The sequence below is a fragment of the Phytobacter sp. RSE-02 genome, assembly GCF_040578655.1.
Lineage (GTDB): Bacteria > Pseudomonadota > Gammaproteobacteria > Enterobacterales > Enterobacteriaceae > Phytobacter > Phytobacter diazotrophicus.
The window spans coordinates 450,873-473,205 of record NZ_JBEULY010000003.1 but is presented as its reverse complement, the minus strand read 5'-3'; the positions used below and the strand labels follow the sequence as shown (position 1 = coordinate 473,205).

General features: G+C 52.3%; 17 protein-coding genes. 10 read left to right on the top strand and 7 right to left on the bottom strand.

Annotated elements, in window-relative coordinates; genetic code table 11:
• Nucleotides 1-496 precede the first annotated feature (496 nt).
• Both asnS and pncB read right to left on the bottom strand, forming a co-directional pair.
• Complete coding sequence (gene asnS, locus ABU190_RS09280) at nucleotides 497-1,897, bottom strand: asparagine--tRNA ligase (protein WP_039078567.1); 1,401 nt, start codon at nucleotides 1,895-1,897, stop codon at nucleotides 497-499.
• Nucleotides 1,898-2,157: 260 nt separating this feature from the next.
• The gene (gene pncB, locus ABU190_RS09275) at nucleotides 2,158-3,360 is read right to left on the bottom strand and encodes a nicotinate phosphoribosyltransferase (protein WP_039078571.1); all 1,203 of its coding nucleotides are present in this window, start codon (nucleotides 3,358-3,360) and stop codon (nucleotides 2,158-2,160) included.
• Nucleotides 3,361-3,627: 267 nt separating this feature from the next.
• On the opposite strand from pncB, the gene pepN reads away from it, so the two are divergent.
• A complete protein-coding gene (gene pepN / locus ABU190_RS09270; RefSeq protein WP_354691124.1) occupies nucleotides 3,628-6,240 on the top strand; it encodes an aminopeptidase N in 2,613 nt (870 codons plus the stop codon).
• Nucleotides 6,241-6,309: 69 nt separating this feature from the next.
• Here pepN and ssuE read toward each other — a convergent pair whose 3' ends face one another.
• Complete coding sequence (ssuE, locus tag ABU190_RS09265) at nucleotides 6,310-6,891, bottom strand: NADPH-dependent FMN reductase (protein ID WP_354691123.1); 582 nt, start codon at nucleotides 6,889-6,891, stop codon at nucleotides 6,310-6,312.
• Nucleotides 6,892-7,139: 248 nt separating this feature from the next.
• Here ssuE and pyrD point away from each other — a divergent pair, with 248 nt between their 5' ends.
• Nucleotides 7,140-8,150, top strand: a complete 1,011-nt coding sequence (gene pyrD / locus ABU190_RS09260; protein ID WP_271850927.1) for a quinone-dependent dihydroorotate dehydrogenase — start codon at nucleotides 7,140-7,142, stop codon at nucleotides 8,148-8,150.
• Between the two features lie 168 nt (nucleotides 8,151-8,318).
• Nucleotides 8,319-8,861 (top strand): cell division protein ZapC, encoded by a 543-nt coding sequence (gene zapC / locus ABU190_RS09255; protein WP_039078575.1) that lies wholly within the window; start codon nucleotides 8,319-8,321, stop codon nucleotides 8,859-8,861.
• On the opposite strand, the gene ABU190_RS09250 is transcribed toward zapC, so the two are convergent.
• Nucleotides 8,858-9,967 carry a YcbX family protein gene (locus ABU190_RS09250; protein WP_354691122.1) on the bottom strand — a complete coding sequence of 370 codons (1,110 nt, stop codon included), beginning with the start codon at nucleotides 9,965-9,967 and terminating at the stop codon, nucleotides 8,858-8,860. The two genes, zapC and ABU190_RS09250, sit on opposite strands and share 4 nt — an antisense overlap.
• A 99-nt stretch (nucleotides 9,968-10,066) precedes the next feature.
• Here ABU190_RS09250 and rlmKL point away from each other — a divergent pair, with 99 nt between their 5' ends.
• The 6 genes from rlmKL to rmf all read left to right on the top strand — a co-directional run bounded on the left by rlmKL (nucleotide 10,067) and on the right by rmf (nucleotide 17,993).
• Nucleotides 10,067-12,175, top strand: a complete 2,109-nt coding sequence (gene rlmKL, locus ABU190_RS09245) for a bifunctional 23S rRNA (guanine(2069)-N(7))-methyltransferase RlmK/23S rRNA (guanine(2445)-N(2))-methyltransferase RlmL (protein WP_354691121.1) — start codon at nucleotides 10,067-10,069, stop codon at nucleotides 12,173-12,175.
• Nucleotides 12,176-12,187: 12 nt separating this feature from the next.
• On the top strand, nucleotides 12,188-14,095 hold the full coding sequence (locus ABU190_RS09240) for an ABC transporter ATP-binding protein (protein ID WP_132441223.1): 1,908 nt from the start codon (nucleotides 12,188-12,190) through the stop codon (nucleotides 14,093-14,095).
• Between the two features lie 14 nt (nucleotides 14,096-14,109).
• Nucleotides 14,110-15,363 (top strand): membrane integrity-associated transporter subunit PqiA, encoded by a 1,254-nt coding sequence (gene pqiA / locus ABU190_RS09235; RefSeq protein ID WP_039078579.1) that lies wholly within the window; start codon nucleotides 14,110-14,112, stop codon nucleotides 15,361-15,363.
• A 4-nt stretch (nucleotides 15,364-15,367) separates the two neighbouring features.
• Entirely contained in the window at nucleotides 15,368-17,008 is a 1,641-nt protein-coding gene (pqiB, locus tag ABU190_RS09230; RefSeq protein WP_039078580.1) for an intermembrane transport protein PqiB, read from the top strand.
• On the top strand, nucleotides 17,005-17,571 hold the full coding sequence (gene pqiC, locus ABU190_RS09225; protein ID WP_071194678.1) for a membrane integrity-associated transporter subunit PqiC: 567 nt from the start codon (nucleotides 17,005-17,007) through the stop codon (nucleotides 17,569-17,571). Before pqiB ends, pqiC begins: the two co-directional genes overlap by 4 nt.
• Before the next feature lie 254 nt (nucleotides 17,572-17,825).
• Nucleotides 17,826-17,993, top strand: a complete 168-nt coding sequence (gene rmf / locus ABU190_RS09220; protein WP_039078582.1) for a ribosome modulation factor — start codon at nucleotides 17,826-17,828, stop codon at nucleotides 17,991-17,993.
• Nucleotides 17,994-18,084: 91 nt separating this feature from the next.
• Here rmf and fabA read toward each other — a convergent pair whose 3' ends face one another.
• Complete coding sequence (fabA, locus tag ABU190_RS09215) at nucleotides 18,085-18,603, bottom strand: bifunctional 3-hydroxydecanoyl-ACP dehydratase/trans-2-decenoyl-ACP isomerase (protein WP_071194677.1); 519 nt, start codon at nucleotides 18,601-18,603, stop codon at nucleotides 18,085-18,087.
• A gap of 69 nt (nucleotides 18,604-18,672) precedes the next feature.
• Nucleotides 18,673-20,433, bottom strand: a complete 1,761-nt coding sequence (locus ABU190_RS09210) for a Lon protease family protein (protein ID WP_354691120.1) — start codon at nucleotides 20,431-20,433, stop codon at nucleotides 18,673-18,675.
• Between the two features lie 183 nt (nucleotides 20,434-20,616).
• Here ABU190_RS09210 and matP point away from each other — a divergent pair, with 183 nt between their 5' ends.
• Nucleotides 20,617-21,069 (top strand): macrodomain Ter protein MatP, encoded by a 453-nt coding sequence (matP, locus tag ABU190_RS09205; protein WP_047371001.1) that lies wholly within the window; start codon nucleotides 20,617-20,619, stop codon nucleotides 21,067-21,069.
• A 72-nt stretch (nucleotides 21,070-21,141) separates the two neighbouring features.
• Here the strand turns inward: matP and ompA are convergent, their stop codons facing one another.
• Nucleotides 21,142-22,200, bottom strand: a complete 1,059-nt coding sequence (ompA, locus tag ABU190_RS09200) for a porin OmpA (RefSeq protein WP_071194674.1) — start codon at nucleotides 22,198-22,200, stop codon at nucleotides 21,142-21,144.
• Nucleotides 22,201-22,333: the final 133 nt, after the last annotated feature.

Below are 22,333 nucleotides of genomic sequence, written 5' to 3'. Positions count from 1 at the left end.
GAGTTTGGTGTCTTTCTGTGTCTGAGAGGCATCTTTCCATTCATATAATCGTTTCGCTAGCCTGAAAGTGCTACAAATGTCTTAAAGAGGTTACAAAAAGCAATTATGTGTAAGAATTTATGTATTTTAAGGAACTTTGTGAACCACCTCAAAGTTCGGGAGCGATCGTTGTCAAAAACAACGGCCTCATAACTATATATATGAATTGCTTATGTTTAATTGAGATAAGGGTGAATCTTGTACAGGAACCATTCTCATCTTACTTTTTATCGCTGACCTTTTTAGCCGTCTGGAAAGCTGTGTGATTTTTATCCAGACGTGCTATCAGATGAGATAAAACTAACCCACAATATAAGTGTGCTTTATTTTTTGTTCAGAAGTATTTCACAGATATAACGCCGATAAAGATAGGGAAGCGTTAACCGGTCCACGATGTCCCGGTTAGGTGAAGGAATAATGAAGAGCAAAAAAAGCCAGCATACGCTGGCTTTTATCATTAAAACGTGGCGCTACGAGGTGTGCGTGGGAACGGGATAACATCACGTACGTTTTGCACGCCGGTGACATAAGCGATCAGACGCTCAAAGCCCAGGCCGAAACCTGAATGCGGTACGGTGCCATAACGGCGCAGATCGCGATACCACCAGTAGTCTTCTTTATTAAGACCCATTTCAGCCATACGCGCATCCAGCACATCCAGACGCTCTTCACGCTGCGAGCCGCCGATGATTTCACCAATGCCCGGCGCCAGAACATCCATTGCTGCTACGGTTTTACCGTCATCGTTAAGGCGCATATAGAAAGCCTTAATGTCTTTCGGGTAGTTTTTCACAACGACCGGTGCTTTAAAGTGTTTCTCGGCCAGGTAGCGTTCATGCTCGGAAGAGAGGTCAACGCCCCAGTAAACCGGGTTTTCAAACTTCTCACCGCAGTTTTCAAGGATAGTCACGGCGTCGGTGTAGTCCACTTGCGCGAAATCAGCCGCAACAAAACGCTCCAGACGGGCAATTGCATCTTTATCAACGCGTTCAGCGAAGAACTTCATGTCATCCATACGCTCAGTCAGAACTGCGTTGAAGGCATATTTCAGCATCGCTTCCGCCAGACGGGCGTTATCTTCCAGATCGGCAAATGCCACTTCCGGCTCCAGCATCCAGAATTCCGCCAGGTGACGGCTGGTGTTGGAGTTTTCCGCGCGGAACGTTGGCCCAAAAGTGTAGATTTTGGACAGCGCGCAGGCATAGGTTTCGCCGTTCAACTGGCCCGATACGGTCAGGAAAGACTCTTTACCAAAGAAATCTTTGTCGAAATCGACTTTACCCTGATCGTTACGCGGCAGGTTTTCCAGATCCAACGTGGAAACGCGGAACATTTCACCCGCACCTTCGGTGTCAGATGCGGTAATCAGCGGCGTGGAAACCCAGAAGAAACCCTGCTCATCAAAGAAGCGGTGCAGCGCCTGCGCCAGCGTATGACGAACACGGGCGACAGCGCCAATCAGGTTGGTACGCGGACGCAGGTGCGCCACTTCACGCAAATACTCGATGCTGTGGCGTTTCGCCGCCATCGGGTAAGTGTCAGGGTCTTCAACCCAGCCGGTGACTTCTACCTGAGTCGCCTGCAGCTCGAAGCTCTGGCCTTCACCAGGGGACTCCACCACTTTGCCAGTGACAACAACGGAGCAGCCGGTGGTCAGATGAAGAACTTCTTCATTGTAATTGGGCAGAGAATTATTAATGACAGCCTGTACAGGATCAAAGCAGGAGCCGTCATAAACGGCGAGGAAGGAGATGCCAGCTTTTGAATCTCGGCGGGTACGTACCCATCCGCGCACGGTGACTTCTTGGTCAACGGTAACGCGGCCCTGGAGTACGTCGGCTACAGGCACAACGCTCATAATATTCTCTCTGTTAATTGTCTGGAAAAGATCATCGTTTGTCCGCCCACAAAGGGGGGATACCTATGTTACCTGGCGAGCGCCATCAGACAAGCAGAATTCGCAGCGAAAAGGGGGATTTCGGAAATTAATCTTTTGCTAACGCTGAGATACTGAGCGGAGAAGTGAAAACAGCGCGCGGATTTGCTTTTTATATTGGCCATATCGCGAACGTTCGCCACGAAAAAAAGCGTCCCGATAAGGACGCTTATTAACAAGGATTAACTGGCCTTTTTAACCTGCGGCAGGTCAAATGCTTTGCGTAACGCACGCACAAACGCTTTGTCGTGACAAATCGTTTTTCCGGGGCTATCAGACAACTTCGCCACTGGTTTGCCGTTACACTCAACCAGCTTGATGACGATATTCAACGGCTTCACATGTGGAATGTCGCAGGTCAGCCGTGTGCCAATACCGAAGCCCAGTTTGATGCGGGAGGCGAAGTGGCGGTAGAGATCCAGCGCTTTATTCAGATCAAGATTGTCTGAGAAAATCAGCGTCTTCGATAACGGATCGATGCCGAGCTTCTCATAATGGGCGATGGCTTTTTCACCCCATTCCACCGGGTCGCCCGAGTCATGGCGCAGCCCCTGGTAACGTTGTGCAAACACCGGCCCGAAATCACGCAGGAAGGCATCCATGGTGATGCAGTCTGTCAGGGCAATACCAAGTTGCTCCGGGTACTCTTCCAGCCACGCGGCCAGTGCAGCACGCTGACTGGTCGCCAGATCCGGGCTGATCTGCTGATGCGCCTGGAACCATTCGTGCGCCTGAGTTCCCATTGGCGTAAGCGACAGACGGCGCGCCAGATCGTAATTACTGGTGCCAATAAACCACGGTTCTTGTTTGAGACGTTCCACGATGGCGTACTGTACATCGCGCGAGAAACGGCGGCGTGTGCCGAAATCCATCAGACGGAAGCCTGACATATCCAGCTCTGCGGTGCGAGTAGCAAAATCTGCCAGTTTCGTTTCAAGATGTAGCAGGGCCTGCTGAACACCCACTTGTGGAGAGCGGCAGCGATGCACCAGTTCGCTAATCACCGCCAGTAGCGGCACTTCCCACATGATGACTTCACGCCATGGCCCGGACATACGAATGTTCAACTTGCCATTATCATTAATGACAGTCACTTGCGACGGATCATAACGGAAATTACGTAACCACTGCAGGTAATCCGCTTTGAAGAAGGGGAGGCCGGAAAGCCACTGGTATTCGTCTTCCTGCAGGCGCAGATGTTGCATCGCGTCAATTTCTTCGCGAATTGCGCTGGCATAAATGCCCAGAAGGTCGTCGCCGCGGCAGCGAAACTCCGCTGTGACATGCACATCGTAATAGTGATGGAACACCGCCTGTTGCATATGCAATTTGTAGGCATCAGTATCCAGCAGCGTCTGCAGAGCAGGGGGAGCGAGTCGTGTCATGGTGCGCCGTAGCATCCTCTCACAGGAGCGTTTAGTACAATAAACAAAGCAGGTGGAAACCGCTGGAGTATACCTTGTTTATTGATTTATTGAACCCCGATCACACCATAAGGCGCAAAACGGGTCGAGGGCATTTCGTGCCGCGTGTTACTAAAATGTAGCATAGTGAGCTTTTCTCCCTGAAAAGATGAACATTCTGCGTGGCGGGATTTACGCAACAGGAATAGACTGGAGACGTAACCAAACAGAAGATGCTAAAGGTTTTTTATGACACAACAGCCACAAGCCAAATACCGCCACGACTACCGTGCGCCGGATTACCTGATTAGCGATATTGACTTGACCTTTGACCTGGATGCTGCAAAAACCGTTGTCACTGCGCTGAGCACTATTTCGCGTCATAGCGCCTCTCCAGTGCCATTGCGTCTGAATGGCGAAGACCTGACGTTAGTGTCAATCCATGTTAACGACCAGCCATGGACACAATATAAAGAAGAAGACAATCACCTGGTCATTGACGGCCTGCCTGAGCGATTCACATTGCGTATCGTGAATGAAATCAGCCCGGCTGCGAATACTGCGCTTGAAGGCCTCTATCAGTCTGGCGAAGCACTCTGTACCCAATGTGAGGCAGAGGGTTTCCGCCATATTACCTGGTACCTGGACCGCCCTGATGTTCTGGCGCGGTTTACCACTAAAATCATCGCCGACAAAGCTGCCTATCCTTACCTGCTCTCTAACGGTAACCGCGTGGACCAGGGCGAGCTGGATAATGGCCGTCACTGGGTGCAGTGGCAGGATCCGTTCCCGAAACCGTGTTACCTGTTTGCGCTGGTAGCGGGTGATTTTGATGTGCTGCGCGATACCTTTACAACCCGCTCCGGGCGTGAAGTTGCACTGGAACTCTTCGTTGACCGTGGCAACCTTGACCGCGCGCCGTGGGCAATGACCTCGCTCAAGAACTCCATGAAATGGGACGAGACCCGTTTTGGCCTCGAATATGACCTCGACATCTATATGATTGTCGCCGTGGACTTCTTTAATATGGGCGCGATGGAGAATAAAGGCCTCAACGTCTTTAACTCCAAATATGTGCTCGCCCGGACCGATACCGCGACCGACAAAGACTATCTTGATATCGAACGGGTGATTGGTCATGAATATTTCCACAACTGGACCGGTAACCGCGTGACCTGTCGCGACTGGTTCCAGCTCAGCCTGAAAGAAGGGCTGACTGTGTTTCGCGACCAGGAGTTTAGCTCGGACCTGGGTTCCCGTGCGGTAAACCGTATCAATAATGTCCGTACCATGCGCGGGCTGCAATTTGCCGAAGACGCCAGCCCGATGGCGCATCCAATTCGCCCGGATAAAGTGATTGAAATGAACAACTTCTACACCCTGACGGTGTATGAGAAAGGTTCAGAAATCATCCGCATGATCCACACCCTGCTGGGTGAAGAGAATTTCCAGAAAGGGATGCAGCTCTATTTTGAGCGTCACGATGGCAGCGCCGCAACCTGTGATGATTTCGTCCAGGCAATGGAAGATGCCTCAAATATCGATTTGTCGCATTTCCGTCGCTGGTATAGCCAGGCGGGGACGCCGATTGTCACGGTACATGACGATTACAACCCGGCGACCGAGCAATACACGCTCACCATCAGCCAGCGTACGCCGCCTACAGCGGAACAGCAGGAGAAACACCCGCTACATATCCCGTTTGATATTGAACTTTATGATAATGAAGGCAAGGTCATCCCGCTGCAGAAAGACGGTCACCCGGTGCATCATGTGCTGAATGTCACCCAGCCAGAACAGACTTTTGTCTTTGATAACGTCTACTTCCAGCCCGTGCCGTCGCTGCTGCGTGAGTTTTCCGCGCCGGTGAAACTGGAATATAAATGGAGCGATCAGCAACTGACGTTCCTGATGCGCCACGCCAGCAATGATTTCTCTCGCTGGGATGCCGCACAGAGTCTGCTGGCGACGCACATTAAGCTCAACGTTGCCCGCCATCAGCAGGGGCAGGCGCTGTCTTTGCCACTGCACGTTGCCGATGCGTTCCGCGCGATCCTGCTGGACGAACATATCGATCCGGCTCTGGCTGCGGAAATTCTGACGCTGCCTTCAGCAAATGAGATTGCCGAATTGTTTGACGTTATCGACCCGGTAGCCATCGTGACGGTACGTGAAGCGCTAACCCGCACCCTGGCCACCGAACTGGCAGATGAAGTGCTGGCCGTTTATAACGCCAATAAGCTGGATACCTACCGCGTGGAACATGCGGATATCGGTAAGCGTGCCTTACGTAATACCTGTCTGCGTTATCTGGCCTTCGGCGACGCGCAACTGGCCGATAAGCTGGTAAGCGAGCAGTATCACAATGCTGATAACATGACGGATGCGCTTGCGGCGCTGTCTGCCGCGGTTGCCGCCCAACTGCCGTGCCGTGATGCGCTGATGCAGGAATACGATGACAAATGGCACCAGGATGGTCTGGTGATGGACAAGTGGCTGATCCTTCAGGCCACCAGCCCGGCAGAAAATGTGCTGGATACCGTGCGCGGTCTGCTTAAACACCGTTCGTTTACGATGAGCAACCCGAACCGTGTGCGTTCACTGATTGGCGCGTTTGCCAGCAGTAACCCGGCAGCATTCCATGCGCAAGACGGTAGCGGCTATCAGTTCATGGTCGAAATGCTGACAGAACTGAACAGCCGTAACCCGCAGGTAGCTTCGCGCCTGATTGAACCGCTGATTCGTTTAAAACGTTACGATGCGAAACGTCAGGAAAAAATGCGTGCGGCGCTTGAGCAACTCAAAGCATTGCCGAATCTGTCAGGCGATCTGTTTGAGAAAATCAGTAAAGCGCTGGCATAACATTCAGCGGGCAGGTCCTGTGTGATAACAAGCCGGGTTAGCGTCTACAGCGCGACCCGGTTTTTTTTATTACGAAGCTCTGGCAACACCCGGTATATGAGCACCGAAGGTGGGGACTTGCGTGTCGCGGCGGTGTAAGGCCTGCCAAAATGTTTCCAGTGCACCGTCCAGGCGCGTCTGCAAATTCGCGGTGAAGCGGGGCTTATGCTGATAATCCTCCACCTGGCTGTCATCGGCGAAGACCCCATGCAACACTTCCTGGGCTTTCAGTGCGCTCAGAACTGGCTTGAGCGCATAATCCACGGCCAGCATATGTGCAATGGTACCGCCAGTGGCGACCGGAAGGACCACTTTGCCTTCCAGCGCTCGTTCGGGGAACAGATCAAGCAGGGTTTTTAGCGCGCCGGAAAAAGAGGCCTTGTACACCGGGGTAGCGATGATCAGCCCATCGGCCTCATGTAATTGTTCGAGCAGTGTCTGCAGCGCCGGGCTGTCGAAGCGGGCGTAGAGCAAATCTTCCGGGACAAAGTTATGCAAATGCCAGTGACACACTTCAACATCAAGGGCCGTCAGGCGTTCGCGCGCATATTCCAGCAGGGCGCTTGAGCGGGAAGGGTAACGCGGGCTTCCCGCCAGGGTAACAACTCGCATATTCACTCCTTATAACCATTTACTTCGTTTTATCAAGCATCGATAACTATTTTCTCAGTGTCGCAGAGGTTTTATATTCCGCTAAATGATTTTTTTAGTGAAAACACGTTAAAAAACGAATATGCAGAAAAGGATAAGGAAACGATTGCGTTCAGTTCACCTTTTTTTTGCCCAAGGTCAATTCCATTTCTTTGGTTAATCAAAGATAATACGCCCCCGGTTTGCACACCGGGAATCCAGGAGAGTTCATGTACTACCCCTTCGTTCGTAAAGCCCTTTTCCAGCTCGACCCCGAGCGCGCTCATGAATTTACTTTTCAACAATTACGCCGCATTACGGGTACGCCGCTAGAGGCACTGGTGCGTCAGCGTGTGCCGGAAAAACCGGTACAATGCATGGGGCTAACGTTTAAAAACCCACTGGGACTTGCCGCTGGCCTCGATAAGAATGGTGAATGTATCGATGCGCTGGGGGCTATGGGGTTTGGCGCGATCGAGATCGGTACCGTGACGCCGCGCCCGCAGCCGGGCAATGACAAGCCGCGCCTCTTCCGCCTGGTCGACGCAGAAGGGTTGATCAACCGTATGGGCTTCAATAATCTGGGCGTTGATAACCTGGTTGAGAATGTGAAAAAAGCGCATTTTGACGGCGTACTGGGTATTAATATTGGCAAAAATAAAGATACGCCCGTTGAAAACGGCAAAGATGACTATCTGATTTGTATGGAAAAAATCTATGCCTATGCCGGTTATATCGCGATTAATATTTCCTCGCCAAACACGCCGGGCCTGCGAACATTACAATATGGCGAAGCGCTGGATGACCTTCTGGGTGCCATTAAAAATAAACAGAATGAGCTTCATCAGACCCACCATAAATATGTTCCTGTTGCTGTGAAGATCGCCCCGGATCTTTCCGAGGAAGAATTGATCCAGGTGGCCGACAGTTTAGTTCGCCATAATATTGATGGCGTCATTGCCACCAATACAACGCTGGACAGAAAACTGGTTCGCGGAATGAAAAATTGTGATGAAGCGGGTGGGTTAAGTGGTCGTCCGCTGCAATTAAAAAGCACCGAAATTATTCGTCGCCTGTCCCAGGAATTAAATGGCCGCTTACCGATTATCGGCGTGGGTGGCATCGACTCTGTGATTGCCGCGCGCGAGAAGATGGACGCGGGAGCATCACTGGTACAAATTTATTCCGGCTTTATATTTAAAGGACCGCAACTGATTAAAGAAATCGTTACCCATATCTAATCTTTTGCTCACTATCGGACAACCAGGGCTTTATTTCCGGCCCTGGTTGTTTTATATTCCGTGATTGTTGCTAATTTGTACATTTTAGTCTTTGCTTATTTAGCGTAATAAGCGAAACGGCACAGGATGAAAAAGGCAAAGGGATGTTTACGGAGAGAGGGGAACGAAATGCGAATTAAACCTGACGATAATTGGCGCTGGTATTTTGATGACGAGCACGATCGTATGATGCTCGATCTGGCCAATGGCATGTTATTTCGCTCGCGTTTTGCTCGTAAAATGCTTACCCCGGATGCCTTTTCCCCCTGCGGATTTTGCGTAGACGATGCCGCCTTATACTTCTCCTTTGATGAAAAATGCCGCGACCTGATGCTCTCTAACGAACAACGTGCCGAGCTGGTGCTTAATGCACTGGTGGCCATTCGTTTTCTGAAGCCGCAAATGCCAAAAAGCTGGCACTTTACCAGCTACAATCAGCCGTGGTCTCCCTGTGCAGGAGAAGCTGCGAGCGTCGTGATGAGTGACAGCGGCGAAGAGGTGAGTTTACTGGTCGTTGAACCGGGTGAAAATGCCGCTCTTTGTCTGCTGGCCCAGCCGGGTGTGGTTATCGCCGGGCGTACGATGCAATTAGGCGATCCCATTAAGATCATGAATGACAGGCTGAAACCGCAGCTCAGTGCTGCCAGTTTCAGCTTTGAACAGGCCGTTTAACTTTCCAGGCGAACTGAGGTTTTAGGTACGCAGCTACAACTCAGGATAGAACCATCTTGTGCGATAGCTGATTTTTTCAACGGGCTGACCTCACCCTCAATCAGGCGAATGCGACAGCAGCCGCAAATGCCCGCCCGACAGGAATAGGGCACGCGTATCCCCTGGTTTTCCAGTTGCTCAAGCAAGATTTGCTGATTGTTACCGCGAAAGCTTTTCCCCTGCCAGACAATATCTACCACGTCCTCTGTTTTCTGTTCTTGTTCTACAGACTCAACAGCCTGTCCTGCGCCATAGGGTTTAGCGGGTGCACTGGAAAGGACCACGACCTCATCACCTACCCGGACGACACCACTATTGCGGGCAATTAAGTTCTGACCGAAATCAACATTGCCATTATCTTGCGCAGTGCGAAAACGGGAGAGGGTTGCCAGGGGTTCGCCAGCGGGATGTTTTTGCCCGCGTTCGGGACTGACGGTGGTAAAAACGCAACGGCTGCACGGTTTCACCACGTCAAAGACGACATCGCCGATGCGTATTACTTTCCAGGTGTCCTCTTCCCATGCACCGGCACCTGTGACCACCAGGTTGGGGCGGAACTGCTCCATTTGTACACTTGCCGGGCAGCGGTTTTGTAAATCACGTAATGAGGCTTCGTTGGTCAATAAAAACGGAAAGCCATCAGCAAATGAGAGCGGAACATCCTCGTAACGTTTTACCCGGCGCGTGGTTTGCGGCCCCACCCAGCGAAGCTGAACGTCTCGAGCAAAAAAACCGCTGAGCCACTGGTTGATGTGTTCGGGTGCAACCCGGGCAGTAAAATGATTCCCCCATACTTCCGTTGGCTCACTCTGAGGCGCAAAATCATTAAAACGCACCACGGCGCTGCTGCCATCAGGTGCGGTTAAATGCAGGCCATCCGTCAGGGGAGAGGGAATAAAACGGACCATCTGCGGGAACTGTCGTGCAGTAATAAAGGTGCCATCCGCTTCGGTCACCATAAAAATGCGATCAAAGGATAACCCGCTGGTGTCTGCCAGGGCATGCGTCAGGCCAATACCGCGCATGGATTTCACTGGATGGATAAAAAGACGCGAAAGGGTAGCCACGTCATTTCCTCTGTGAACGAAAATAAGCCCTCAACTTTATGACATGAACGCCAGATTGGCTATAATGCGCAACAATTTTCTTCATCGATAAGTGATTTTATGATTTCTCTGTTTGCCAGTACGGCCCGTGGGCTGGAAGAGCTATTAAAAACTGAACTGGAAAACCTGGGCGGGCAAGAGTGCCGGGTGGTTCAGGGGGGCGTCCATTTCCATGGTGACACACGGCTGATTTACCAAAGCCTGATGTGGAGTCGTCTGGCCTCGCGCATCATGATGCCGCTCAGTGAGTGTAAGGTTTACAGCGATCTGGACCTTTATCTCGGCGTGCAGGCGATTCCGTGGACGGAGATTTTCAGCCCGAACGCCACCTTTGCGGTGCATTTTAGCGGCCTGAATGAAGAAATTCGTAACAGTCAGTATGGCGCGCTGAAAGTAAAAGACGCCATTGTCGATAGCTTTACGCGCAAAAATCTGCCGCGTCCGAATGTTGATCGCGAATCGCCGGATTTACGCATCAACGTCTGGCTGAACAAAGAGACAGCCAGCATTGCGCTCGACCTGAGTGGTGAAGGGCTGCATTTGCGTGGCTACCGTGATGGCACCGGTATGGCGCCAATCAAAGAAAACCTCGCCTCGGCGATTGTGATGCGCTCTGGCTGGCAGCCGGGCACGCCGCTGCTTGATCCGATGTGCGGTTCCGGCACTTTATTGATCGAAGCGGCCATGTGGGCTACCGACCGTGCGCCAGGTTTACACCGCGGCCGCTGGGGCTTTGGCGGCTGGGCTCAACATGATGAGGCAATCTGGCAGGAAGTGAAAGCCGAGGCGCAGACCCGCGCGCGGGCTGGGCTGGCTAATTACACATCGCATTTTTATGGCTCCGATAACGATCCTCGCGTCATTGAGCGCGCGCAGCGTAACGCCCGCCGTGCTGGCGTTGGTGAGCTGGTCACTTTCGATGTAAAAGACGTGGCGCAGTTAAGCAACCCGCTGCCAAAAGGGCCGTATGGCACGGTTATCAGCAACCCCCCGTACGGTGAACGTCTGGAGAGCGAACCTGCGCTGATTGCCCTGCACAGCCTGCTGGGAAGGACATTGAAATCGCAGTTCGGCGGCTGGAATCTGTCGTTGTTCAGCGCTTCTGTCGATTTGCTTAACTGCCTGCAATTGCGTGCTGACCGTCAGTTCAAGGCTAAAAATGGCCCGCTGGATTGCGTGCAGAAAAACTACCACCTGGCGGAAAACACCGGCGAAGCAAAAGCGCCGGTGATGGCTGAGGATTATGCCAACCGTCTGCGTAAGAATCTCAAGAAACTGGAAAAATGGGCGCGTCAGGAAGGCATCGAATGCTACCGACTGTACGATGCCGATCTGCCGGATTATAACGTGGCTGTCGATCGCTACGGTGACTGGGTGGTAGTGCAGGAGTACGCGCCGCCCAAAACCATCGATGCGCAAAAAGCGCGTCAGCGTCTGTTTGACATCATTGCCGCTACCATCGCCGTGCTGGGTATTGCGCCGAATAAACTGGTGCTGAAAACCCGTGAGCGGCAGAAAGGCAATAACCAGTATCAGAAGATGAATGAAAAGGGTGAATTTATTCAGGTCGGCGAATACAACGCCAAACTGTGGGTTAACCTGACGGACTATCTTGATACGGGCCTGTTCCTCGACCACCGTATCGCACGCCGTATGCTGGGCCAGATGAGTAAGGGCAAAGACTTCCTGAATCTCTTCTCTTACACCGGCAGCGCGAGTGTACACGCCGGGCTTGGCGGCGCGCGCAGCACCACGACCGTGGATATGTCGCGTACCTATCTGGAGTGGGCGGAGCGCAATTTGCGTCTCAACGGTCTGACCGGTCGCCCGCACCGCCTGCTACAGGCCGATGTACTGGCATGGTTACGCGAAAGTGACGAGCAGTTCGATCTGATTTTTATCGATCCCCCCACATTTTCGAACTCAAAACGTATGGAGGACTCTTTCGATGTCCAGCGTGATCACCTGGCACTGATGAAAGATCTTAAACGTTTGCTGCGTAAAGGCGGCACGATCATGTTCTCAAACAACAAACGCGGTTTCCGTATGGATACTGAAGGGCTGGCTACGCTTGGGCTCAAAGCACAAGAAATTACCCAAAAAACGCAGTCGCAAGATTTCGCCCGTAACCGTCAGATCCACAACTGCTGGCTGATTACCGCAGCCTGAAAGGATAAATAGATGTCATTAATTAGTATGCATGGCGCCTGGCTGTCGTTTAGCGATGCGCCCCTCCTCGATAATGCCGAACTGCATATCGAGGATAACGAACGTGTCTGTCTGGTTGGACGTAACGGCGCGGGCAAATCGACGCTGATGAAAATCCTCAACCGCGAACAGGGTCTGGATGATGGCCGCATCGTGTACGAACAGGATTTGATCGTGGCACGTTTGCAACAGGATCCGCCGCGTAATGTCGCGGGCAGCGTCTACGACTTTGTGGCCGAAGGGATTGAAGAGCAGGCGGAGTACCTCAAGCGTTATCACGAAATTTCGCATCTGGTGATGACCGATCCGAGCGATAAAAACCTGAACGAGATGGCGCGCTTACAGGAACTGCTGGACCACCACGGTCTCTGGCAGCTCGAAAACCGTATCAATGAAGTGCTGGCACAATTGGGTCTGGAAGCTGACATGCCGCTGGCGTCGCTCTCGGGCGGCTGGTTGCGTAAGGCGGCGCTGGGCCGAGCGCTGGTCAGCGGACCGAAAGTACTGCTGCTCGATGAACCAACAAACCACCTTGATATCGAAACCATCGACTGGCTGGAAGGGTTCCTGAAAACCTTCAGCGGTACCATTATTTTTATCTCGCATGACCGTTCCTTTATCCGCAATATGGCGACACGTATTGTCGATCTCGATCGTGGCAAACTGGTGACCTATCCCGGCGATTACGACACTTATTTGCTGGAAAAAGAAGAAAACCTGCGCGTTGAAGAACTGCAAAATGCGGAGTTTGACCGCAAGCTGGCGCAGGAAGAAGTCTGGATCCGCCAGGGCATCAAGGCTCGCCGTACCCGTAATGAAGGCCGTGTGCGCGCATTGAAAGCCATGCGTCGCGAACGCAGCGAACGCCGCGAGGTGATGGGCAGCGCGAAGATGCAGGTGGAAGAGGCAAGCCGCTCGGGCAAAATCGTCTTTGAGATGGAAAATGTCGACTATCAAGTGGACGGCAAAGTGCTGGTCAAAGATTTCTCTGCTCAGGTTCAGCGCGGCGACAAGATTGCCCTGATCGGACCGAATGGCTGTGGTAAAACCACGCTGCTCAAACTGATGCTGGGTCAGTTGCAGGCCGACAGCGGGCGTATTCATTGCGGTACCAAGCTGGAAGTGGCTTACTTTGACCAGCACCGCGCGGAGCTCGATCCGGACAGAACGGTGATGGATAACCTGGCGGAAGGTAAACAGGAAGTGTTGGTGAACGGTAAGCCACGCCATGTGCTGGGCTACCTGCAGGACTTTCTCTTCCATCCGAAACGGGCGATGACACCGGTTCGCGCGCTCTCTGGCGGTGAACGTAATCGACTTTTGCTGGCACGTTTGTTCCTGAAACCCAGTAACTTATTGATTCTCGACGAACCTACCAACGATTTGGATGTCGAAACGCTGGAACTGCTCGAAGAGCTTATCGACAGCTACCAGGGCACTGTTATGCTGGTCAGCCACGACCGTCAGTTTGTCGATAACACCGTTACGGAGTGCTGGATCTTCGAAGGCGCCGGACGGATTGGTCAATACGTTGGCGGTTATCACGATGCGCGTGGTCAGCAAGCGGCATCGCAGGCCTACAAAGCCGCATCCGAGAAGAAAGTTGCCGAAGTTTCGGTTAACAAAACAGAAAGTGTTAAACGAACCAGTAACAAACTAAGCTATAACCTGCAACGTGAGTTGGAACAATTGCCGCAAAAGCTGGAAAAGCTGGAGGCGGAACTGGAAACATTGCAGGCGCAGGTGGCAGATGCCAGCTTTTTCAGCCAGCCTCACGACCACACGCAGAAAGTATTAGCCGAACTGGCTTCGGCGGAACAGGCGCTGGAAGAAGCGTTTGAACGCTGGGAGTATCTGGAGGCTCTAAAAAACGGCGCATAACTCAGGAAGTCAGTATGTGTGAACATCACCACGCCACACGGCATATTTTATGTACCCAGTGCGATTTATTGGTGGCTTTGCCGCCATTGCAGCATGGTCATAAAGCGGCTTGCCCCCGCTGTGGCGCAACATTAACCACGCAATGGGATGAGCCCAGACAACGGCCCACCGCGTATGCGCTGGTGGCGCTGTTCATGCTACTGCTTTCCAATCTGTTCCCCTTTGTGAATATGAAAGTAGCAGGCGTCACCAGTGAGGTGACGCTACTGGAGATCCCGGGCGTGATGTTCTCGGAAGATTACGCCAGTCTTGGGACGCTCTTTTTACTCTTCGTTCAGATGGTCCCGGCATTTTGCCTGGTGACCATACTGCTGCTGGTCAATCGCGTGCCGATGTCGCAGCAGACCAAAACGTTTCTGGCGCGTATCCTTTTCCAGCTTAAAACTTGGGGTATGGCAGAGATTTTTCTGGCCGGCGTGCTGGTGAGCTTTGTCAAACTGATGGCCTATGGGGATGTGGGCATCGGTAGCAGCTTTATTCCATGGTGTCTGTTTTGCCTGCTACAACTGCGTACCATGCAGTGTGTGGATCGTCACTGGTTGTGGGATGATATCGCCCCTGCGCCGGTGCCGGTCGCGCCGCTGCGCGTTGGTGTGCCGGGCATTCATCAGGGATTACGCAGTTGCCCATGTTGCACCGCCATTGTGGCGGCGGACGAACCCGTCTGTCCGCGTTGTCATACCAAAGGCTATGTCAGGCGCAGAAACAGTCTGCAGTGGACGATGGCGCTACTGGTGACGTCGATCCTGCTGTATCTGCCCGCCAATATTTTGCCGATCATGATTACCGATCTGTTGGGCGATCAGATGCCATCGACGATCCTTGCCGGGGTGATTTTACTCTGGAGCGAGGGGTCGTATCCGGTTGCGCTGGTGATTTTCATCGCCAGTATCATGGTGCCGACCTTGAAAATGATCGCTATCGCCTGGTTATGCTGGGATGCGAAAGGCCACGGCCGACGAGACAGTGAACGTATGCACTTTATTTATGAAATCGTAGAATTTGTTGGGCGCTGGTCGATGATTGATGTGTTTGTCATCGCCGTGCTCTCCGCGTTGGTGCGCATGGGAGGATTAATGAATATTTATCCGGCCATGGGGGCGCTGATGTTTGCGCTGGTCGTCATCATCACAATGTTTGCGGCAATGACGTTCGATCCCCGCCTGAGTTGGGATCGCGAGCCTGAATCGAGCCATGAGGAGTCGTAAGAACATGGAGAAAACCAGTGGGGAGGCGAAAGTGCAGAAAGTTAAAAACTGGTCGCCGGTATGGATATTCCCGATCGTCACGGCCCTCATCGGTGCGTGGATCCTCTTTTACCATTACAGCCACCAGGGGCCGGAAGTCACCCTCATTACCACCAATGCCGAAGGTATCATCGGGGGTAAAACGACCATCAAAAGCCGTAGCGTGGATGTCGGCGTGGTAGAGAGCACGACGCTGACGGACGATCTTACCCATGTTGAGATTAAAGCGCGCCTGAATACCGGGATGGAAAAGTTGCTTTACAACGACTCCGTTTTTTGGGTGGTTAAACCGCAGGTTGGCCGTGAAGGGATCAGCGGGCTCGGGACATTACTTTCTGGCGCCTACATCGAGCTCCAGCCAGGGAAAAAGGGCAATCAGCCGGAGAGATATAACCTGCTTGATTCGCCGCCGCTGGCACCGCCGGATGCAAAAGGGATTCGGATTATCCTGGACAGCAAAAAAGCGGGGCAACTCTCTCCGGGCGATCCGGTACTTTTCCGTGGTTACCGCGTCGGCTCTGTCGAGACAAGTACTTTCGACACGCAGAAACGTACGATCACCTATCAGCTTTTTATTAATGCGCCAAACGATCGTCTGGTCACCAGCAACGTGCGTTTCTGGAAAGACAGCGGTATCGCCGTTGATTTAACCTCTGCCGGAATGCGGGTTGAAATGGGATCGCTTAGTACCCTGTTTGGTGGTGGCGTGAGCTTTGACGTGCCGGAAGGGAATGAACTGGGCGAGCCTGTTGCAGAAAAAACGGCGTTTATGCTGTATGACGACCAGCGCAGTATTCAGGAGTCGCTGTATACCGAACATATCGATTATCTGATGTTCTTCAAAGATTCGATTCGCGGTCTGCAACCCGGAGCGCCGGTTGAATTTCGCGGTATTCGCTTGGGGACCGTGGCGAAAGTCCCGTTCTTCACGCCAGAAATGCGTCAGAAATTGAATGATGATTACCGGATACCTATTCTGATTCGTATTGAGCCTCAGCGTCTGATTAGTCAGTTTGGCGGCGATCCTAACGTGGATGAGCATATAACTGAGTTAATGAAACGTGGCCTGCGTGCGGCGCTGAAAACCGGCAATATTGTGACGGGTGCCCTGTATGTCGACCTCGATTTTTATCCTAAGGCACCACCTGTCACCGATATGCCGGAATTTGGTGGTTATCGCATCATCCCGACGGTCAGCGGCGGTCTGGCGCAGATTCAGCAAAAACTGATGGATACGCTGGATAAAATTAACAATCTGCCACTTAACCCAATGATCGAGCAGGCAACCAATACGTTGACGGCGAGCCAGCAGACGATGCGCCGTCTGCAGACGACACTCGATAATCTGAATAAGCTGACAGCCAGTCAGTCTATGCAGCAGTTGCCAGCAGATATGCAAAATACGCTGCGTGAGCTCAATCGCAGTATGCAGGGCTTCCAGCCGGGGTCGGCCGCGTACAACAAGATGGTGGCGGATATGCAGCGTCTTGATCAGGTGTTGCGTGAGCTACAGCCGGTGCTCAAAACGCTGAACGATAAGAGTAATGCGCTCGTATTTGAAGCGAAGGGTAAAGACGATCCGCAGCCGAAGAGGGCGAAAGAATGAAAAAAGGAATGATAGCGCTTCTGGCCATGCTTCTGACGGCCTGCAGCGCGAGCGGCGATAAGAAGAGCTATTATCAGCTACCATCACCGCCGCAATCAACGGTGACGCAAAGTGATGCGCGTGGGCAACACCTGCTGTGGGTTGAGCAGGTGACGGTGCCGGATTATCTCGCAGGAAATGGCGTGGTCTATCAGACCACCGATGTGCAATACGTTATTGCCACTAATAACCTGTGGGCGAGCCCGCTGGACCAACAGCTTCGCACGACGCTGGTAGCGAATTTAAGTAACGCTCTTCCCGGCTGGGTTGTGGCTTCGCAACCGCTTGGCAGTGAGCAGGACACCCTCAACGTCACCGTAACCGGCTTTCATGGTCGTTATGACGGGCGGGTTATCGTGAGTGGCGAATGGCTGGTTAATCATCGTGGGCAACTGATTAAGCGTCCTTTCCACATTGAGCTTAAGCAGCAGCAAGATGGCTATGACGAGATGGTGAAAATGTTGGCCCAGGCCTGGCAACAGGAATCGGCAAGCATCGCCAGCGAGCTTAAACGTCTGCCATAGTAAAATTGACTGCATTATCACTGCCGTCAGGTCATTTTTGTCTGACGGCTTTTTTTATTTTGTGCTCAATTCATTACCTGTGCTGGTTCACAGTTTTTGTACAAATGAACTTCTGTTTAGGTCACATTTATGACACTGGCGTGAATTTTGCGCATTGACGACAAACCGTATCCAGGGTATTCGTAGCCTGTGGTTGCATACTTAGTAACCACTGTTTTCTTTTCCACCAGACCAAAAAATGAGGGAAACGAGGCATGAAGAGACAAAAGCGAGATCGCCTGGAACGGGCACATCAACGTGGGTATCAGGCCGGAATCACGGGACGGCCAAAAGAAATGTGTCCTTATCAGACGCTGAATCAGAGATCCGAATGGATGGGAGGCTGGCGAGAAGCCATGGAGGACAGGGCCGTCATTGCCTGATTCTGTCTCTTTAACAAGAAACCTCCGCATTGCGGAGGTTTCGCCTTTTTTGCCCTACGCCATTTTGTGGCGCGTTACATGGCAATCTGCATCAGAATGCAGAAGTGTCCTGGAACAGGCCCACTTTCAGGTCGGTCGCAGTGTAGATAACACGGCCATCAACCAGCACTTCACCATCGGCCAGGCCCATCACCAGACGACGGTTGATGACGCGTTTGAAGTGGATACGGTAGGTTACTTTTTTCGCGGTCGGCAGAATCTGACCGGTGAATTTCACTTCGCCTACGCCCAGCGCACGGCCTTTGCCTTCGCCACCGAGCCAGCCCAGGTAGAAACCAACGAGCTGCCACATAGCGTCCAGACCGAGGCACCCCGGCATTACCGGGTCGCCGATAAAGTGGCAACCAAAGAACCACAGATCCGGATTAATATCTAATTCAGCTTCAACATATCCTTTGTCGAAATTCCCACCGTTTTCGGTCATTGACACCACACGGTCCATCATCAGCATGCTTGGAGCTGGTAATTGTGGGCCTTTTTCGCCAAACAGCTCTCCGCGACCAGAGGCAAGAAGATCTTCTTTTGTATAGGATTCGCGTTTATCTACCATGTTCTATGTAAGCCTTATTGTGAGTTTCGGACGCAGGATAGCTAACACGTGTACGCTGAACAAGTCCGATCAGTTGGGACTGAACCAGCTAAGCCAACGAAGCGGCCACGGATAACGGTGACGAGCGTCTTGTTGCGTCGCCTGGGCGATACGCTCCAGGATGGTCTGCTTCAGTGTAGTTTGTCCTTCTGCATCCCAGACCAGTCTGGTCAATAAGGGGAGTGCATCCATGACATCTTCTATGGCCCAGATAGAGAATTGCCCTGCCTTGACGGCATCCAGCAATTCCTGGCGCAGACAAAGATGGCGCACATTGGCAACGGGTATGATCACCCCCTGGTTGCCGTCCAGACCACGAGTCTGACAGATAGCGAAGAATCCTTCGATCTTTTCGTTGAGCCCACCCACAGGCTGGGCGCGACCAAACTGATCCACCGAACCGGTGATAGCGATACTCTGGCTGACAGGGACATCCGCCAGGGCGCTGATCAGGGCGCACAGTTCAGCCATCGAGGCGCTGTCGCCGTCTACTTCACTGTAAGATTGCTCAAAGGTCAGCGATGCGGAGAACGGGATCTGTTGCTCAAGCTCCAGCTCAGCCATCAGGAAAGACTGCATAATCATCATGCCTTTCGCATGAATGTTGCCGCCCAGTTCCGCTTTACGTTCAATGTCGTTAAATTCGCCATCGCCGATGTGCACAACGCAGCTTATACGTGAAGGTTCGCCAAATGCACGTGGATGTCCCGGAAACTCGACCACTGACAGGGCATTGATTTGACCGACCTGTTCACCTTCAGTCTCAATGAGGATCTGCTCTAACAGAATTTCATCTTGCATGCGCTCCGCCAGATAGCCTTCTCGCCATTCACGCTGAGTAAGCATGGTGGTGAGCTGCTCAGCATCAAAGGTCTGGGCATCGGTCATAGCGGACACTTCGCCTAACTGGCGTGTTAACCATAGCGGGCAGAGCGGGAGCGTCTCTTGATCGCCGGTATAGCGAACGGCTTCCCGAATCAGTACCGGCCACGCATCTGCAGACGGTGAAGGTAATTCAGCCTCCCGGGCGATCAGTTGAACCCACTGACACCATTGCGCCAGTGTTTCCGCATCGCTAATCTGCAGGTTGTCTTCGTATTCGCTATAGATAGCTTGTTCGGCCAGCTCTGGTTCCATCTCCTGGAAATCAGCCAGAGAATCTCGTTCACCCACGAGGATAACCCGCAGCTCGAGCGGCAATGACGGAACTGACACGGGCAGAGGACGAGACTCATCGAATGCAACCCAGTCAAAACGACGGCGCGTCACCATGGTTTTTAAACGCATCCACAGTAAAGGTTGCGCCAGAAGGGTGCGCAGAGAGATAACCAGCGTGCCACCGTTGGCCTGATGTACCAGTCCTGGCTGCAGGGTAATCTCGTTATTGAACTGGCGCAGGCAACCAAACAACTGCTCAGCTTCAACCCAATCGGCAATAACTACCTGGTTTTTACCGGCAAAATTGGCTTCTGCGTTTTGCGCAGGGGTAAGCGTAACTGTCGCACCATTAACCTGATAGTCGCCACCTACAACGTCGATCTCCTCGGACTGCAGCGCTGACACAGCCTCGGCGAGGATCGTCAGGTACTCTTCTTCTTCTGGCGCTTTGGCCAGCATAAAGCGTGACGTCGCCGCAGGATGAAGCAATTGTTCCAGCGCATAGTGTAATCGGGGTTGGGTATCGCCCAGGAAGAAGACCGTCTCGTCAGTGAGTGCGGACTGCTTAAACACATCCTGATAGCTCTCGGTATCCGGAGTCAGTTCATTCCATTCAAGTTTTGTAATGGTCAAAGTCGTTTTTTTAGTCTGATGTAAAAGGCGGGATTATACCGTAAACACATGGGCAGCACACAGGGAATACACGTTTTCCCGTTGCAGATATGTTGTTGGGATAGACAGAATGTGATTTCTTTTCAGCAGAGCAGAAAAAAACTGATATTCTGAACAGAGTTACACGGTAACGTTGAGATCGCAATGAAATATCAACAACTGGAAAATCTTGAAAGCGGCTGGAAATGGAAGTATCTGGTGAAAAAGCACCGGGAAGGTGAGCTTATTACAAGATATATTGAAGCCAGCGCGGCCAAAGACGCCGTCGATTTATTGCTAACCCTCGAAAATGAACCCGTGCAGGTGAATGCCTGGATTGAGCAGCATATTAATCCGTCTCTCATGAACCGCATGAAACAGACTATTCGGGCACGGCGCAAACGCCATTTTAATGCTGAGCATCAGCATACGCGCAAGAAATCAATCGATCTGGAGTTTGTTGTCTGGCAACGTTTGGCTGCTCTGGCACAGCGTCGGGGCAAAACCCTTTCGGAGACCATTGTGCAGTTAATTGAAGATGCCGAGCATAAAGAAAAATACGCCACCACCATGTCGTCACTGAAACAGGATTTGCAGGCGCTATTAGGCAAAGAGTGATTTTTTGTACAGTTGGTTTTGTTCAGACAATAAAAAACCCCGCATCGCGGGGTTTTTTTACAGCACGTGAACTTAAGCCTGAGGCTGAGTTACAACGTCTTTGCTGCCACGAACTTCGATTTCTACACGACGGTCCGGCGCCAGGCAATCGATCAGCGCAGGGCGCGCTTTCACGTTGTCACAGGTGCTGCCAGTAACCGGCTGGGATTTGCCCATGCCACGTGCAGAGATTTTGTTCGCCGGGATACCTTTAGAAACCAGGTAATCAACAACGGACTGAGCACGTTTCTCAGACAGACCCTGGTTGTAAGCGTCAGAACCGATACGGTCGGTGAAGCCCAGAACCACTACGGAACCGTCTTTCGGATCCAGGTTGCTCAGCTGACCATACAGCTGATCCAGTGCCTGCTGACCTTCCGGTTTCAGAGTCGCTTTGTTGAAGTTGAACAGGACGTCAGACTTCAGAGTGAAGTGTTTGGTCTGTACTTCCGGAGCCGGAGCCGGAGCAGGCGCTACTACCGGCGCTGCTTCTTCCTGCTGGCCGAAACGGTAGGAAACACCTACGCTCAGCATGCCGTTGTCCGGACGGGTACCAACGGTGTTTGCATCACCGATGTTGTTAACCCACTGGTATTCCAGACGGGTAGCGATATCACGGGTAACTGCCCACTCAACACCACCAGCGAATACCGGGGAAACACCGGTGTCATGGTCTTTTGCGTGGAAGTCTGCGCCCGGGACGTTAGCTTTAGCGTCTGCACGCCATACCATGCCGCCCAGACGGGTGTAGATATCCAGATCGTCAGTGATCGGGTAACCCAGTTTTGCGGTCAGCTGTACGCCTTGAGCTTTAAACGCACCGTTTACGGTGTCGCCTTTGTACGGCATACGACCTAACCAGTCGTAACCCATCTCAAAACCAACGTACGGGTTAACCTGATAGCCACCGAACGCACCTGCACCAAGCTGGCTTGAATGGGTCGGGCCGTCGTTCGGAATGAAGCCGGTGTCGTGGAACTGAGACCAGCCCAGTTTGCCACCTGCATACCAGGTATTATCTTTCGGAGCGGCCTGCGCTACGGTAGCGAAACCAGCCAGTGCCACTGCAATCGCGATAGCTGTCTTTTTCATTTTTTGCGCCTCGTTATCATCCAAAAATCGCCATGAAAATCTCGATGAGAAGTCACGGTTAAATCCTTCACCGGGGGCGTTGCTCATCAGTCCCTATAGAGATATCTTCACGATATCTTTGGCTTATGCCGAG

What these genes read in the sequence shown, in the direction of transcription:
- asnS (WP_039078567.1), bottom strand. Translation starts at nt 1,897, where the DNA reads ATGAGCGTTGTGCCTGTAGCCGACGTACTCCAGGGCCGCGTTACCGTT.
- pncB (WP_039078571.1), bottom strand. Translation starts at nt 3,360, where the DNA reads ATGACACGACTCGCTCCCCCTGCTCTGCAGACGCTGCTGGATACTGAT.
- pepN (WP_354691124.1), top strand. Translation starts at nt 3,628, where the DNA reads ATGACACAACAGCCACAAGCCAAATACCGCCACGACTACCGTGCGCCG.
- ssuE (WP_354691123.1), bottom strand. Translation starts at nt 6,891, where the DNA reads ATGCGAGTTGTTACCCTGGCGGGAAGCCCGCGTTACCCTTCCCGCTCA.
- pyrD (WP_271850927.1), top strand. Translation starts at nt 7,140, where the DNA reads ATGTACTACCCCTTCGTTCGTAAAGCCCTTTTCCAGCTCGACCCCGAG.
- zapC (WP_039078575.1), top strand. Translation starts at nt 8,319, where the DNA reads ATGCGAATTAAACCTGACGATAATTGGCGCTGGTATTTTGATGACGAG.
- rlmKL (WP_354691121.1), top strand. Translation starts at nt 10,067, where the DNA reads ATGATTTCTCTGTTTGCCAGTACGGCCCGTGGGCTGGAAGAGCTATTA.
- ABU190_RS09240 (WP_132441223.1), top strand. Translation starts at nt 12,188, where the DNA reads ATGTCATTAATTAGTATGCATGGCGCCTGGCTGTCGTTTAGCGATGCG.
- pqiA (WP_039078579.1), top strand. Translation starts at nt 14,110, where the DNA reads ATGTGTGAACATCACCACGCCACACGGCATATTTTATGTACCCAGTGC.
- pqiB (WP_039078580.1), top strand. Translation starts at nt 15,368, where the DNA reads ATGGAGAAAACCAGTGGGGAGGCGAAAGTGCAGAAAGTTAAAAACTGG.
- pqiC (WP_071194678.1), top strand. Translation starts at nt 17,005, where the DNA reads ATGAAAAAAGGAATGATAGCGCTTCTGGCCATGCTTCTGACGGCCTGC.
- rmf (WP_039078582.1), top strand. Translation starts at nt 17,826, where the DNA reads ATGAAGAGACAAAAGCGAGATCGCCTGGAACGGGCACATCAACGTGGG.
- fabA (WP_071194677.1), bottom strand. Translation starts at nt 18,603, where the DNA reads ATGGTAGATAAACGCGAATCCTATACAAAAGAAGATCTTCTTGCCTCT.
- matP (WP_047371001.1), top strand. Translation starts at nt 20,617, where the DNA reads ATGAAATATCAACAACTGGAAAATCTTGAAAGCGGCTGGAAATGGAAG.
- ompA (WP_071194674.1), bottom strand. Translation starts at nt 22,200, where the DNA reads ATGAAAAAGACAGCTATCGCGATTGCAGTGGCACTGGCTGGTTTCGCT.